The sequence below is a fragment of the Planktothrix pseudagardhii genome (assembly GCF_904830925.1).
GTDB lineage: Bacteria > Cyanobacteriota > Cyanobacteriia > Cyanobacteriales > Microcoleaceae > Planktothrix > Planktothrix tepida.
In genome coordinates this window covers 5,379,173-5,393,159 of sequence record NZ_LR882967.1, presented here as the reverse complement: position 1 = coordinate 5,393,159, position 13,987 = coordinate 5,379,173, and the positions used below count along the sequence as shown (strand labels likewise).

Here is a 13,987-nt window from a genome sequence, read left to right as displayed (position 1 = left end):
TTTACGGAGATTGGATTTATGACCCTGCAACCGAATTTTTCATCCCCATCTACTCCTGAACCTGTCGCAATGTCCACAGGTAGTACCACATCCTTAGTAGGAGTTAATATTATTACAATTACGAATAAAAATGTCAATAGAAAGGGGGAATATATTGGAACAACTAACCCTGATTATATTGAAGTTTCTCCATTTCTAGCCCCCTTTGATTTTATAATCTATGGCTTAGAAGGTGCAGATACCTTATCGGGAGGTGCAGGGGATGATAGTTTATTTGGAGGGAAAGGAAACGATTCTTTAATTGGTTTAAATAGTAATGATATTATCCAAGGAAATTTAGGTGCAGATTATATTAATGGGGGAAATGGAGATGATTCGGTTTTTGGCGGACAGGGAAATGATACTCTTTTGGGTTCAGCCGGAAATGATTCCTTGGCTGGTGATAAAGGGGTAAATCAATTAACAGGAGGATTTGGATCTGATCGCTTTGCAGTTCGTTCTATTGAGTCAGAAAATACAGGTTCAGCATCGGATTTTATTCCCGATAATGCGGATGTGATTACAGATTTTACCCCTGGGGAAGATGTGATTGTCGTCAGTGGTGTTCCTTCCTTTGCTCAACTCAGTTTAGTTTCAATTACCCCTGAAGCTGTCCGAGGTATATTCCCCAGTATTGAACGCACCCTGGGTGGGGGAACCTTAATCGAAGTTCAAGCGACAGGTCAAGTTATCGGATTTTTAGAAAATATTGAACCCCAGCAATTATTAACTTCTTCGTTCCTATTTTTTCCCACTTCTTTAGGTTAGTTAATCGGTAAAATCTGAACTATTGGTTTCTCCATCACTTAAGGGTAAAAAGATCTCAACGATAGTTCCTTGATTTTTTCCGGGACTGACTAATTGGATTTTACCTCCCATCATTTCTACTAAATTTCTGGAAATTACTAATCCTAGTCCTGTACTTCCTAACGCATGGAGTCGGGATTCATCTTCAACGACAAACGGTTGAAATAGTTTTTCTTGAATTTGAGGGGAAATTCCAATTCCAGTATCTTTAACAGTAATGACTGCCATTTCTTCACTCTCTTGAGTATCACTCTGAACAATAGAGCGAACTTCTGTGCTAATCGAAATACTCCCTCGATCTGTAAACTTAATAGCATTCCCAATAATATTGATTAAAACTTGTTTAAGTTTTGTCGGGTCTGCTTTAACTTTAATCCGGTGAGAATAGTCTTGTTTATAGAGGCGTAATCCCTTTTGACGAATATTAGAAAATTGTAGATAAATTGCTGCTGTTAAACTGGCGTGTAAATCAATGGTTTTAATATCAAAGGAAACTCGACCTTCTTCAATTCGGGCTAAGTCTAAAACTTGATTAATTAATGTTAAAAGATGTAGAGAAGAATCATGAGCTTGTTCTAAAAGCTCTCGTTCTTCATCTCGATCATCACATAAATCATCTAATAAGAGTTGTAAGGAACCAATAATCCCATTCATCGGCGTTCTTAACTCATGGGAGGTTTGCCTCAGAAACTCATCCTTTCGATGATTCATCTCCTGCAAAACTTTATTTTTAGCTTCAACAGAACGATATCTTTCCAGCGTTATTTTAAGCTTTTGTTCCAGATCGGCTTTCTCTAGCTGAAACTTTTCTTTTGTGGTTTGTAATAACGCCTCTAAAGAAACGTTTTCCTGTTTAAATTGTTGCAGATTTTGATAATAAATCAACGCCATTAGAGAACTAAACAAAGCCACTAACACCGAAGCAATCGGGATGAATGCTGTGAAGACTGAAAAACTCGAAGCAAAATAAGCAATAAGTCCCACTGCTATCACACCGACTATAGCAATTAGCACTCCTCGCTGTAGTTCCCTGGATTGTCTGAGCTTTTGCCCCATAATATATTACACCCGTCAGTCGCTCCAAAGGTTGAATCTCAGCGACGTTGAAACTTACTTTTCTATTCTAGGTGACAAATTCCCAAGCGTAACCTATCCTGATCTGTCTGAAATTACCATTGTTCTAGCTGGGTTAGGAATTTTTTGATCTTTATTCCCAATCATAGCGTCAATGTCTGATTTCGACTGTTATAGTCTGGACAGTTGATGGCGGCTTCAGATAAGGCGATTTTTGGTTGGACTGGACATTTGAGGTGATAGTTCCCTGTAAAGAACATACAATCTGCACAGGGGATTTGGTGCATTTGCTTGGCCCGTTGCATGGTATCCCGCATCGCAGCACCGATACTCCAAACTATCAAAATCACAAATCCCCAAGCCAAAACAAAGCAAATGGGCACTAAAAAGGGTTGAATAATCTGAATTAGGATTTGTAACAGTTCCAACACGATGCTCCTCCTTCCGTTCATTATTTTAAATCTGATTCTAACGCAAGGAAAACCGTTAATCATCCCTTGAACAACAAAATTAATTGATTTTCAAGCATCAGGGGAAGAGGAGGAATTAATATCTATTTAAAGTTTTATTTTTAGACAGCGATCGCTTATACCCTATCCTGATTTAATAAAATCTGCTATAATAAAATTGAGTAAACTGTTATAAAAGATTAAATTATGCAAGCATTTGAAGTCATGGGAACAGTGGATGAAAACGGGCAATTAATTTTAGATCATCAACTTGATATTAATACACCGAGTCGGGTGAAAGTAATTGTTTTAGTTTCTCCCCAGGATGAATCTAAATCTGATCCTGATGATACCCCTGTGCAAGAAATAAAAGCGAGTTTGAGACGAGCGTTACACGAAATGAAAACAGGACAAACAATCCCTTTAGAAAAAATGTGGGAGCGTATTGATGCAGAATAATTGGTTACAGTTTATATAATTAAAATTTGTGATATAATATTTTATTATTTTTAATAAAAAATAAATTATGGCTAAATCAGTTCAAAAAAGTAATTCTACAAAATCAAAAAATGAAAAGCTTGAAGGAATTACTAAAATATCTGTTGATGGCTATAAATCTATTGCCAATCCCTGCACTATAGAAATTCGGAATCTAACGATACTATCAGGAGCCAATAGTTCACTATCAAATGCTTGGAAGAGGGAGCCAGATTAGAAAATAAAAGACTACTGGGCTATCGTGAAGAATAGAAACCGGGTTTCTGAGCGATCCCATCTCAAATTCCCCTACAACCTTATGTTTTCTTTTATATCCTTAAATCCCAGAATATATTCTTCTGTCGATGGCAAATTATCTAGCTTATAAATTTTCATTTTTAACTCATCCAAGAACTCAACCTTTATCAAACCCACTCATCCGACAACAACCTGCCTTGAATGGGTTCATATTCATCCTCTAATAACCACAATTTAGCGGTTTCATAATCTTCAGCCGAAAAAATAACTGTATAATCCTTAGCGGGGTCATAGATTTGACACTTTCCCTGAGCATCAGCTAAGAGTAATAAGATATAAGGCGGTGTTAACATTGGGTCTATCCAAACCTCGGCGAACTGCCAATTATTCTGTACTGGGTTGAGTTCTTGGGATAATGTGATATTGGTTATATTCATCTATTTTTATTTCTCCATAATAAAGGGGTTGCCTTGTACCATCAGGACTAATTCGATAACCAATAAGCTCGCTAAAATACAAGCCATATCGATCATATTTCCTGACTTTACCCGTATATTCTCCTCTCTCTATAATAGCTTGAGCCACTCGATATAACGTTTCGCTATCTTTAAAAACATGGGCTGCAAGTCCTTTTCTTAAAAGTCTTTGCATTTGGGGGGTATTGGGCAAATGTTTAGCGAGATGTCGTGTATCAAATTGAATTGAGATCTCAATACCAGCCATTCATAAATTTAAGGTAAATATTAAACTTGATTATATTCTAATGGCATATTCTTGATTAACTTCAACTCCAAAAACCGTTATCCCAGAACACTCTCACCCCCCTAATAGCGATAAACTAACGATAATAGCTAGAACATTGTCTTAGGAGAACACCCGAACCTATGCTAGAAGCATATCGTCAACACGCAGAAGAACGCGCTCAATTAGGCATTCCCCCCCTACCCCTCAACGCCCAACAAACCGCCGAACTCTGCGAACTCTTGAAAAACCCGCCAGAAGAAGAGAAAGAATTCTTGATGACCTTGCTGAGAGACCGTATCCCTCCCGGTGTCGATGAAGCCGCTTATGTCAAAGCAGCCTTTTTAACCGCGATTGCCAAAGACGAAATCACCAGCCCCCTGATTTCCCATCAAGGCGCTGTTTCCCTGTTGGGTACAATGGTGGGAGGCTATAACGTCCAATCCCTGATAGACTTACTTAAAGTTCGGGATGAAAGTATTGCTTCGGCTGCTGCCAATGCCCTCAGTAAGACGTTGTTAGTCTTCGACGCCTTCAACGATGTTCTGCATTTATCGGAAGTTAATCCTTTTGCTAAACAAGTCATTGACGCTTGGGCAGAAGCCGACTGGTTTATTGGACGTCCGCAACTCCCCAAAACCATTACCGTGACTGTCTTTAAAGTTCCTGGGGAAACCAACACCGATGACCTGTCCCCCGCACCCCACGCCACAACTCGCCCCGATATTCCCTTACACGCCTTAGTAATGTTAGAAAGTCGGATGCCCGGAGGGTTAGAAACCATAGCCGAACTGAAGAAAAAAGGGCATCCCGTCGCCTATGTCGGAGATGTTGTTGGCACAGGTTCTTCTCGGAAATCTGCGATTAACTCCGTGTTGTGGCAGATTGGTAACGATATTCCCTACGTTCCCAATAAACGCGCTGGGGGCTATATTCTAGGGGGAAAAATTGCCCCGATTTTCTTTAATACGGCCGAAGATTCCGGCGCCCTCCCCATCGAATGTGATGTTAGTAAACTGAATACTGGGGATGTGATCACCATTCATCCCTACAACGGTGAAATTACCAACGAAGCGGGAGAAGTGATTTCCACCTTTACCCTGAAACCCGATACGATTTTAGATGAAGTGCGGGCTGGAGGTCGCATTCCTCTATTAATTGGTCGTAGCTTAACGGATAAAACCCGTGCCGCCTTGGGACTCGAACCCAGCACCTTGTTTGTGCGTCCTTCCCTGCCGGAAGACACCGGAAAAGGCTTTACCCTCACCCAAAAAATGGTCGGAAAAGCCTGCGGGTTGCCCGGAGTCCGTCCAGGGACATCCTGCGAACCGTTGATGACCACCGTAGGTTCTCAGGATACCACTGGCCCGATGACCAGGGATGAACTCAAAGAACTTGCCTGTTTAGGGTTTTCGGCTGATTTAGTTATGCAGAGTTTCTGTCACACCGCAGCATACCCGAAGCCCGTTGATATTAAAACCCACAAAGAATTACCCGACTTTTTCGCGACTCGTGGGGGGGTTGCCTTAAAGCCTGGAGATGGAATTATTCACTCTTGGTTAAATCGGATGTTGTTACCGGATACCGTCGGTACAGGCGGCGACTCCCACACCCGTTTTCCCCTCGGTATTTCCTTCCCGGCTGGGTCAGGGTTAGTGGCTTTTGCCTCCGCTTTAGGAGTCATGCCCTTAGATATGCCAGAATCGGTGTTAGTTAAGTTTACCGGAGAATTACAACCCGGAGTCACCTTACGGGATATTGTTAACGCCATTCCCTGGGTCGCCATGCAACAGGGTAAGCTCACCATTGGAAAAGAGAACAAAATCAACGTTTTCAACGGTCGCATCATGGAAATGGAAGGTTTGCCGGATTTAAAGGTGGAACAAGCCTTTGAATTAACCGATGCCACGGCTGAACGTTCCTGTTCTGGAAGTACGATTAAACTCAGTGAAGAAACCGTCGCGGAATACTTGCGTTCTAACGTCGTGTTAATGAAAAATATGATAGCACGGGGTTATCAAGATGCTCCTACCTTGTTACGGCGGATTGCTAAGATGGAAGCATGGTTGGCTAATCCGAGTTTAATGTCTGCGGATGCCAATGCGGAATATGTGGATACCCTGGAAGTGAATTTAAGCGAGATTAAAGAACCGATTGTTGCCGCGCCTAATGACCCGGATAACGTTAAATTAATGAGTAAATGTGTCGGGGATAAAGTAGATGAGGTGTTTATTGGTTCTTGTATGACCAATATTGGACATTATCGGGCGGCTGCTAAGATTTTAGAAGGTGCGGGTACAGTGAAAGGCCGTTTATGGATTTGTCCACCGACTCGCATGGATGAACAACAACTCCGAGAAGAAGGGGTTTATGGCATCTTTGCCGCCGCAGGTGCCCGGACAGAAATGCCGGGATGTTCTCTGTGTATGGGTAATCAAGCCCGTGTCGAGGATAATGCCACTGTGTTCTCGACTTCGACCCGTAATTTTAATAATCGCATGGGTAAAGGTGCAAGGGTCTATCTCGGTTCTGCGGAATTGGCGGCGGTTTGTGCCCTATTAGGTAAGATTCCGACCGTTGAGGAATATATGGATATTGTGGCGCAAAAAGTTGATCCGTTTAAGGGTGATTTATACCGTTATCTCAATTTTGATCAGATTGAGAATTTTGAGGATTTCGGTCGGGTGATTCCTGTGGATCAGATGCCTAAATTAGAGGAGGTTTTGGTTTAGTATTATGATTGGGGTGGGTCTTGATTGACTCACCTTGATGATCCCATTATTACTAGGTGAAAATAGGACACACCTCGATTAAATTTGTCTATCGAAGTACCCTCAGTAAAGCAGGAAAAAAACATCATGAGTCAGAAAATACTTGTCGTTTTAACCAGTGTTGAAAAGTATCCAAACCTGAAACGAGCAACGGGTCTGTGGCTTGGAGAAGCTGTTCACTTTGTGAAGAAAGTTGAAGAAGCTGGCTATGAAGTTGATTACGTTAGCCCCAAGGGAGGATATACACCGATTGATCCCCACAGTCTGGAAATGGCAGATCCCATTGATTGGGAATGGTATCAGAAGAAAGCATTTATGAATCGTCTTGGGGCTACTCTCAAACCCAGTGAAGTGAATCCAGATGATTATGTTGCGATCTATTACGCAGGTGGTCATGGTGTGATCTGGGATTTTCCTGATAATGAGGTACTACAATCCATCAGTCAAAAAATTTATGAAAACGGTGGTTTTGTCTCTTCGGTCTGTCATGGTGCTGTAGGCTTGCTAAATATCAAATTATCAAGTGGATCATTGCTGATTAAAGATAAAGAAGTCACTGGTTTTTCCAATGAGGAAGAGAAACTGGCGGGACTGGATCAATTGGTTCCTTTCCTAACAGAAACTGAATTAGTAGAACGAGGGGCTATTTACAAAAAAGCAGATGAGCCTTGGGCTGCTTTTGCTGTTGAAGATCAGAGACTCATTACTGGGCAAAATCCAGCATCGGGTGTGGCTGTCGCTGATTTACTGATTGCAGCCTTAAAATAGAAGTCTAACCATCTTAATTGTAGGCTAATCGTATAGTCTGATCGCTGATCTTTTAGGTCTGTATGAGGTGCGATCGCTCTTTGAGGAGTTGAGGTGCGATCGCTTGTAAAGTAGATTTCAATGCCTAAGTTTGACGAGGCTTTAGTGTAGTATTATGATGAGGGTTTTAGGTTCTTCAGTATCTAGTCTGCAAAAGATTTAGTTAAAATGCCAATTCAGTAAACATCTTGATTGAAAGTTTTTGAAATTTCTGAATCCATAAGCCGAACGTTTAATCAGTTTCAGTTTGTTATTAATTCCCTCCACTACTCCACTGGTTGTTCTATGATCAAAGTAGGCAATAATTTCATCTAGCCATCGAATAATTGTATGAATGACTGTTCGGGAAATACTTTTGAGCTTCATCTAACCACCTCCCCAATTCCCATAATCCTCCTAACCAATCATTTGTTTCCTCAAAAATTTGACGGATTTTTTCTTGTGTTCTTCCTTCAAGTAGGGCTATTAACTTCGACTTTTCTAAATCTACTAGAACTGCACAATAATTTCCTTTTCCTTTAATCAATGCTATTTCATCAATTCCTAATCTTTTTAAATCGGTGGGTTTCAACTCGGCTAATTTTGATGATGCGTCTTTTAACATCCTTTCTATTTCTTCTGTTGTGACTAACCCTTTTTTGGCGACACTGTTTATATCCTTTTCTAAAACTTCTTGTAGGATTCTATCAGCCAATCTTTTTGTATAAGTCCTTCTTTTCCCCACGAAATCTAAATCCTCACTAAACGGCTTTTTACATTTCTTACATTTGAACTGTCGTCTATTTATTTCTAAGAATACTGGCGATTCTCCCCAAGGTAAATCTTTAATTATATATCTATGGTTTTGATGTAATTTATGACTTTTTTCCCCACAACGAGGACAGATACTTTCCTGATGGATTGGCTCTATCTCTAAAATTATTCCAATCCCTTTATGCTGATGACGTGAGACTACTTTTACTCCTTCTAGCTCCAGAAGTTCTGTGAGCATTTTAATTTCCCTTGAGGAAGTCATTGTTACTGATTTACCCTGAATTTACCATTTTTCTGATTTTAGTTAACAACACAGATGGCTTAACTGTCAACCGGAAAAAGCTTTTCAGCTAGGGGTAGATATATTTTTTGTCTTTCTTGATTTTATTAACTATAATTTTAGCATACTAGATACTGAAGAACCACTTAAGAATTCTGTTGATTTGGAATATTTTTTCCAAAATCTTGAAGATTTAACTCATCTATGATAGTGTAAACCATAATACCAGCCTAAAGGACATTAGGGAATATAAGTATGGATTGCAAAGATATGGTTTTTAAAACTAGCCTGAGTGACAATGGTAACTATCCTGAATTATGTCTGCAAGCCAGTTTAGATAATGCCACATTCCGAGATTTTCGTCGAAATGAAATATACAATATTACCTTAGAACACGACTCATTTGAGCAAGGTCTAGAGTATCTTGAAGTCACCCAAAAATCTGGATCTAATGTCTTGAGTAAAATTCATGAATTTATCAAAAATGATCAAATTGGAAATCCTAGAGTTTTTGATTACGAAGCCATTGGTAAAATCGCACCAACAACCCTGCGATACATAAAAATCCTGTCTGATTTGGAATCGGAATTCGGAACTTTAAGTAGGTAGGCGAGAAAATCGACAAGTATGTAACGAAAAGTTAACTGGGTTGTTGCTGCGAGTGAAATTTCATCCGTTGTGTGCTGTAGTTTCCTCTTTCTCCCCTAGCTTGAATACCATTCATTACCGCATAGGCCAGGTCTAATTCATCCTCAAATGTTTGTCCTGATAGTTCATCTTTTTTGAGATGTTGCCACTCTAATTCAATCGGATTCATTTCCGAACAATATTTAGGCAAATAGAAAATATACAAACCCATACTTTCCCATTTTGGCCAGAGTTTTTTGACTTCATGGCATTGATGTATGGGGCTATTATCTTGGACAATGACTCTCATCCGTCCGGCTTTTTCAGCCTCTGCTGCTTCTTGTTCCATCATTTGGATATAACACTGGCGATTGACACCTCCAATCACCAAGCCGTAAACAAAACTGATTTGCTGTTGCAAAAACCCAATAATGCTTAATCTTCGACCCCGACGACGAGTTTGTTCTAAACGTTTTTGTTCCCCTCTAAAATAATAGGTATACCCCGGTTCACTCCACAGACAAAAACCCGATTCATCTAAATACTTTAAGTCAATTTCTCCGGTGGCGGCTGATAATTCCAACATTTCTAAATCCGCCTGTTTCTGCGCGCGGACTATCGGGTCTTGCTTTCCTTTGTGGCTGTTTCTGGCTCGCTTCCAATTCACCCCCTTTTTTTGAGCACCCGTCTTAATCTATCGGGACTCAATTTAACTGACCGTTCTTGTTCTAATTTTTGGGCTAATTGCTCAGAGTTGTATGTCCGGGGTTCTCTTCTGAGACATTCTTCTAAAAATACTAAGTCCTCTTCTTTCCACTTGGCTTTTCCCCCGCGACCGGGTTTTTCCCATAACCCTTCTAGTCCTAACTTTTCCCATTTGTGCAACACTTCTCTAACTGTCTGTGCTGTCCAATTAAAATAAGCTGCTATTTTTTCCACGTACCAACCTTGTGAGTTTAATCGAATCACTTCGGCTCGGTCTTTAACTTTCTGTGGCACATCTGCTGTTCTGAGCTTGAACAGGGTTTTGTCTTGCTCACGAGTTAGAAATACCCTTAAACGAGCACCCATATTTTCATGACCTCGGTAGATTTCTTCTCTCTCTTCATTTATCTTTACATACTTTCGTTTCTTCCTGCCTACCTACTTAGACAACTGCAATATATGTGAAATTGGAGTGGGTTATGGAGGTCTGTGCAGAATTATCAGTAGTTATTTTCATGTTAAAAGCTATACATTAGTTGATTTGAAACCTGTTCTCCTACTCGCGCAACGGTATTTAGACCATTTCCCATTAAACACGACGCTGATCTATAAGACTATGAATGAATTACGCAAAGACAGTTATGATCTTGTGATTAGCAATTATGCCTTTACGGAGATTAGACGAGAAGTACAACAAGTGTATTTAGAAAAAGTGCTTTTGTCTGCCAAAAGAGGCTATATTACATACAATGAAATTAACCCAGAAGATTTTAATTCTTACACAAAAGAAGAGTTGATTGAAATCCTGCCCCAAATCAGAGTCAAGCCCGAAGTTGGCATCTTACACCCTAAAGATTGTACTTTGGTTTGGTAAACTCACATTTTTCTGTAGGGTAGGGTTAGGGTTCTTGCGAACCCTTATTTTTATTGTGTTTTGTACCTGACCTATGGTTTCTGAATTTGGAATTGCAAGCTGTTCAAGTTCATCCTACTCAATTGACGAATTACTGTTCACCTTTTGTAAACCAGACGGCTGTGTAATCAATCAAGTGTAAGTTAAATTGTTCTTGTCTTGACTGTTCAAAATCATGTAAGGCTTTCTTGCAGCCGTCCCAATACCCATAATCATCTACCTGAATTTTACCATGAGGAACGACCTGATCGTAGAGGGTATTAAAAATATCCATTGTGGATTCATACCAGTCTCCATCTGCGTGCAAAAAAGCAATATTCCCAATTTTAGACTGATATTGGGGCAAGGTTTGAGCAAATAACCCCTTAACAGGAATCACAATATCTTGAATCTCTAATTTTTGACAAATTAATTGGATATTTTCTGCCATTGGTGCTTTTAAAGCGCCCACTCCAGCCCCAGTAAGGTTGGCGGGTATTCCTTCGTGAATATCAACGGTTGTGGGTTCGGGCATTCCTTCAAAGGTATCAAAGGCATAAAGTAAACGGGGGCGGCGACTGTAACGTTTAATCACCCAAGCTAACAACGCACCTGATCCCCCTTTGCAGCTTCCACATTCCACAAAGTTACCCGGAATATCTTCCAAACAAACTTTTTTCGCTAAAGAATATAAGGAAAATAAACGGGCTTCACCTAATAAGGTAAATTCTCTAATAGCATTAACAAGTTCTAAAAATTCATCGGCAACTTCTGGGGGAAATTGACTGACCGAATAGGAGTGTAAATGGTTAGGTAAATACCAGTTAATCTTGGGATCTGGTTGATGTTGAACGGGTTCAATATTTCCCCGCCAAGCCACTCCCATAATTTGCATGGTTTGATAGACCATTGTATTCCATCCCTGTTGTTTTAAGTAATCTAAGCCTTGAGAAACATCAGGAGAATTTAAGTCATGGAACAAAATTAAAGCATCGTTTTCAGCGTATTGTTCGCAGATCATAGCATCATGAAGTGGATTGGGATCATCATGAGAACCATCAATAAAAAATAGCGACCACTTACGCTGTTGTTGTTCGGCTAACTCCGCTACTGCGTCAGGACTATAACCACTGACTAAATTAACGCTTTCAAGCACACCCGCCGATTGCAAAGAATGAGTGACACTATCATAAATATCAGGTTTGGCTAAGAGCGGATCAATCACGTCTAATTCGACTCCGGCCAACGCCAGATGACAAGCTGACCAACCATACCAACAGCCAATTTCTAAGGCTCTTTTACCTCTAAATTTTAGGGCGGTATTATAAAGAATATGGGCTTCATCTCGATTGAGAAATCCCACAGATTTCTCTCTTTGATCTACATACCAGTTATGGGGAATATCCCGTCTGAGATAGGGCCAATCCGATGCACTGGTATCTTGAACAATCATATTGGGAAAACATTGATCAGGTTTGATGATTTCCAAACCAGGTGAAACATAATCGCCCTCTGCTAACAAGTCTCTATCAATAAATTCTACGGTTTCTTTATTCATCTTTTTCCTTTCATGTTCGGGTTTAAATGACTTAACCAACCTAGTCTTTAATAGTAAAAACTGGTAAATTCGTCAATGATTCTAATATAGTTTTTAATCAGGCGACTAAAATCAAAGTTGTCTTTGACATATTCTACAATTTCTTGACGATACTCTTGATTTTTTTCGATCATTTCCTGAATGGCTTCCGTGACAATTTCCTGATTTTCTGGGGTCACATTCGTTAGAATGTCATCAGGTAAAACTTTAATAAATTCTTTTTTGTGTAAATTAGCACTCGCTGATTCAGAAATAACCACACATAAGCCTGCTGCTAAAGCTTCAAGGATAACTAAAGGGGCAACTTCTCCATCACTAATAAGAACTAAACAATTATAATCAGTGAGATGGGTATACACCTGTTGTAAACTCCAAATTCCTAAATATTGAGTTGTGTTCCCTTCTTGAAAATCAGGATCATCCAAGGGGCCAACAAAATCTAAGGATAACTTTCCCTCTACAATTTCTGCCAATAATCTCTGCCGCTTTCTGGGTTGAATCCAACCTAAACAAATGGCTTTATTATTGCCTCTTTCCTTAAAATTAATTTTCTGTGTATCAATACCATTCGGTTGCATTCTCATAAACCCAGAGTATCCTTTGTTTAGGAAAAACTCTTTTGTTTCATGAGAAGCAGCAATTATACCTGGCGCATCTATATAAGGTTTAAAAGCTTGTCGAAAGTTTTCCTCCCATTTATTTTCTTTCAACAAATAACCATATTGGCAGGTAAAACAATATTTCTGTTTCAGTTTTTTATTGAATTCACCAACAAAATCGCAAGCGTGTAAATGTACAAAATCAAAATTACTATTGTTGATCTGATCAATTGCCTGATCAACATCTTTCTCATCTATAAAATCAACTTCATATCCCAGTTCATTTAAAAAAAATTTATACTCGTTCATTAAAGTATAAATAGAATTTGATAAGGGTGGAACCGGAATGTAACCCCAAGCAACAAGAGCAATTCTCATTACAAAATATCCTCTGGAAAAATCCGCAGTGTAAAAGATGTATGATTAATGAATAAATACCATCTTTAGGTGCAATTGATCAAGAAATTGTTACCCCCAACCCGTGTCAATACTACTGCACGGTCGAATCTAGGGGTAAATCCAGGGGTAAATCCTCGGCAAAATTCAAAGATAATTGCTTGGGAAGCTGATCGACCTGGAAATACTGATGAAATTTTTTCGTAACTTGTAGCCAATAGGAGCGGGCGTTGGGTTGTTTGCGTTTGTGAACAAATCCCAATTCCACCAATTCCTGAACCTGTTGATAGGCTCCTGATCCTCTTAATTCAACTAAATCTGTTTGCGTAATCCCTCCATTCAGGGCGATGGCTGCTAAAGTTCTTAACGCACCTACTCCTAACTCTGGGGCGACTAAGGTGTGCATTAACTCCATATAGGCTTCTCGGAGTTGCAGGGTATATCCAGAGTCGGTTTCTACCACTTCTAAAGCACTATCTCGATGGGCATAGTCAGACATGAGTTGAATGAGTGCTTCTTCAACTTCTTTGCGATCGCACCGGGCTAATTCTGCTAGTCCTCCAATGGAAAGGGGTTGACCTTTTAAGTACAAAATTGCTTCAATTTTCGCCAATAAACTCATGTTCAAAAACAGATGACAGATCACGGTTTGGAGTCCCTAACTGTTGACTGTACACAGTTATCTGTAAACCGTCAACTTTTAAGGGCTTGGCTT

The 13,987-nt window shown here is 39.8% G+C and carries 15 protein-coding genes and 1 pseudogene; 7 read left to right on the top strand and 9 right to left on the bottom strand.

Translation table 11 applies throughout. The annotated features are described in order from the left end of the window. The first annotated feature begins 18 nt into the window (after nt 1-18). Nucleotides 19-807 carry a calcium-binding protein gene (locus NMK36_RS23320; protein WP_072718255.1) on the top strand — a complete coding sequence of 263 codons (789 nt, stop codon included), beginning with the start codon at nt 19-21 and terminating at the stop codon, nt 805-807. Here the strand turns inward: NMK36_RS23320 and NMK36_RS23315 are convergent, their stop codons facing one another. Then, nucleotides 808-1,902 carry a sensor histidine kinase gene (locus tag NMK36_RS23315; protein ID WP_254174731.1) on the bottom strand — a complete coding sequence of 365 codons (1,095 nt, stop codon included), beginning with the start codon at nt 1,900-1,902 and terminating at the stop codon, nt 808-810. It lies immediately after the preceding gene. 161 nt (nt 1,903-2,063) lie between these two features. Then, nucleotides 2,064-2,351 carry a hypothetical protein gene (locus NMK36_RS23310; protein ID WP_254174730.1) on the bottom strand — a complete coding sequence of 96 codons (288 nt, stop codon included), beginning with the start codon at nt 2,349-2,351 and terminating at the stop codon, nt 2,064-2,066. A 225-nt stretch (nt 2,352-2,576) separates the two neighbouring features. Between NMK36_RS23310 and NMK36_RS23305 the strand changes: the two genes are divergently transcribed. Continuing rightward, entirely contained in the window at nt 2,577-2,828 is a 252-nt protein-coding gene (locus NMK36_RS23305) for a type II toxin-antitoxin system RelN family antitoxin (protein ID WP_072718258.1), read from the top strand. Nucleotides 2,829-2,895: 67 nt separating this feature from the next. Further along, complete coding sequence (locus NMK36_RS23300) at nt 2,896-3,084, top strand: hypothetical protein (protein WP_072718259.1); 189 nt, start codon at nt 2,896-2,898, stop codon at nt 3,082-3,084. Nucleotides 3,085-3,271: 187 nt separating this feature from the next. Here the strand turns inward: NMK36_RS23300 and NMK36_RS23295 are convergent, their stop codons facing one another. Beyond that, on the bottom strand, nt 3,272-3,457 hold the full coding sequence (locus tag NMK36_RS23295) for a hypothetical protein (protein WP_367997198.1): 186 nt from the start codon (nt 3,455-3,457) through the stop codon (nt 3,272-3,274). Nucleotides 3,458-3,488: 31 nt separating this feature from the next. Next, nucleotides 3,489-3,827, bottom strand: coding sequence for a DUF6972 family protein (locus tag NMK36_RS23290; RefSeq protein WP_072718261.1), 339 nt, complete (start codon nt 3,825-3,827; stop codon nt 3,489-3,491). A gap of 161 nt (nt 3,828-3,988) precedes the next feature. Here NMK36_RS23290 and acnB point away from each other — a divergent pair, with 161 nt between their 5' ends. Beyond that, on the top strand, nt 3,989-6,577 hold the full coding sequence (gene acnB / locus NMK36_RS23285) for a bifunctional aconitate hydratase 2/2-methylisocitrate dehydratase (protein WP_254174729.1): 2,589 nt from the start codon (nt 3,989-3,991) through the stop codon (nt 6,575-6,577). A 126-nt stretch (nt 6,578-6,703) separates the two neighbouring features. After that, nucleotides 6,704-7,384 carry a type 1 glutamine amidotransferase domain-containing protein gene (locus tag NMK36_RS23280; RefSeq protein WP_254174728.1) on the top strand — a complete coding sequence of 227 codons (681 nt, stop codon included), beginning with the start codon at nt 6,704-6,706 and terminating at the stop codon, nt 7,382-7,384. A gap of 198 nt (nt 7,385-7,582) precedes the next feature. Here the strand turns inward: NMK36_RS23280 and NMK36_RS23275 are convergent. Beyond that, nucleotides 7,583-8,438: pseudogene (locus NMK36_RS23275) on the bottom strand (transposase). A gap of 273 nt (nt 8,439-8,711) precedes the next feature. Here NMK36_RS23275 and NMK36_RS23270 point away from each other — a divergent pair. Beyond that, nucleotides 8,712-9,065 carry a hypothetical protein gene (locus tag NMK36_RS23270; protein ID WP_254174727.1) on the top strand — a complete coding sequence of 118 codons (354 nt, stop codon included), beginning with the start codon at nt 8,712-8,714 and terminating at the stop codon, nt 9,063-9,065. Between the two features lie 31 nt (nt 9,066-9,096). On the opposite strand, the gene NMK36_RS23265 is transcribed toward NMK36_RS23270, so the two are convergent. After that, nucleotides 9,097-10,154 (bottom strand): IS630 family transposase gene (locus NMK36_RS23265; RefSeq protein ID WP_254172945.1). Its coding sequence is split into 2 segments (ribosomal slippage): nt 9,097-9,759 and nt 9,762-10,154, totalling 1,056 coding nucleotides; the frame shifts between segments, so codons are not numbered across the junction. Between the two features lie 19 nt (nt 10,155-10,173). Here NMK36_RS23265 and NMK36_RS23260 point away from each other — a divergent pair. Next, nucleotides 10,174-10,662 (top strand): putative sugar O-methyltransferase, encoded by a 489-nt coding sequence (locus NMK36_RS23260; protein WP_367997220.1) that lies wholly within the window; start codon nt 10,174-10,176, stop codon nt 10,660-10,662. 130 nt (nt 10,663-10,792) lie between these two features. Here the strand turns inward: NMK36_RS23260 and NMK36_RS23255 are convergent, their stop codons facing one another. From NMK36_RS23255 to scpB, 3 genes are all read right to left on the bottom strand, one after another. Beyond that, nucleotides 10,793-12,238 carry a class I SAM-dependent methyltransferase gene (locus tag NMK36_RS23255; protein ID WP_254174725.1) on the bottom strand — a complete coding sequence of 482 codons (1,446 nt, stop codon included), beginning with the start codon at nt 12,236-12,238 and terminating at the stop codon, nt 10,793-10,795. Between the two features lie 47 nt (nt 12,239-12,285). Further along, nucleotides 12,286-13,254, bottom strand: a complete 969-nt coding sequence (locus NMK36_RS23250) for a glycosyltransferase family 4 protein (protein WP_254174724.1) — start codon at nt 13,252-13,254, stop codon at nt 12,286-12,288. A 112-nt stretch (nt 13,255-13,366) separates the two neighbouring features. Next, nucleotides 13,367-13,894 (bottom strand): SMC-Scp complex subunit ScpB, encoded by a 528-nt coding sequence (scpB, locus tag NMK36_RS23245; RefSeq protein ID WP_254174723.1) that lies wholly within the window; start codon nt 13,892-13,894, stop codon nt 13,367-13,369. Nucleotides 13,895-13,987 lie beyond the last annotated feature (93 nt).

Excerpts from the sequence above, each read along its gene's own strand:
- NMK36_RS23320 (WP_072718255.1), top strand. The coding sequence starts at position 19 with ATGACCCTGCAACCGAATTTTTCATCCCCATCTACTCCTGAACCTGTC.
- NMK36_RS23315 (WP_254174731.1), bottom strand. The coding sequence starts at position 1,902 with ATGGGGCAAAAGCTCAGACAATCCAGGGAACTACAGCGAGGAGTGCTA.
- NMK36_RS23305 (WP_072718258.1), top strand. The coding sequence starts at position 2,577 with ATGCAAGCATTTGAAGTCATGGGAACAGTGGATGAAAACGGGCAATTA.
- NMK36_RS23300 (WP_072718259.1), top strand. The coding sequence starts at position 2,896 with ATGGCTAAATCAGTTCAAAAAAGTAATTCTACAAAATCAAAAAATGAA.
- NMK36_RS23295 (WP_367997198.1), bottom strand. The coding sequence starts at position 3,457 with ATGTTAACACCGCCTTATATCTTATTACTCTTAGCTGATGCTCAGGGA.
- NMK36_RS23290 (WP_072718261.1), bottom strand. The coding sequence starts at position 3,827 with ATGGCTGGTATTGAGATCTCAATTCAATTTGATACACGACATCTCGCT.
- acnB (WP_254174729.1), top strand. The coding sequence starts at position 3,989 with ATGCTAGAAGCATATCGTCAACACGCAGAAGAACGCGCTCAATTAGGC.
- NMK36_RS23280 (WP_254174728.1), top strand. The coding sequence starts at position 6,704 with ATGAGTCAGAAAATACTTGTCGTTTTAACCAGTGTTGAAAAGTATCCA.
- NMK36_RS23270 (WP_254174727.1), top strand. The coding sequence starts at position 8,712 with ATGGATTGCAAAGATATGGTTTTTAAAACTAGCCTGAGTGACAATGGT.
- NMK36_RS23255 (WP_254174725.1), bottom strand. The coding sequence starts at position 12,238 with ATGAATAAAGAAACCGTAGAATTTATTGATAGAGACTTGTTAGCAGAG.
- NMK36_RS23250 (WP_254174724.1), bottom strand. The coding sequence starts at position 13,254 with ATGAGAATTGCTCTTGTTGCTTGGGGTTACATTCCGGTTCCACCCTTA.
- scpB (WP_254174723.1), bottom strand. The coding sequence starts at position 13,894 with ATGAGTTTATTGGCGAAAATTGAAGCAATTTTGTACTTAAAAGGTCAA.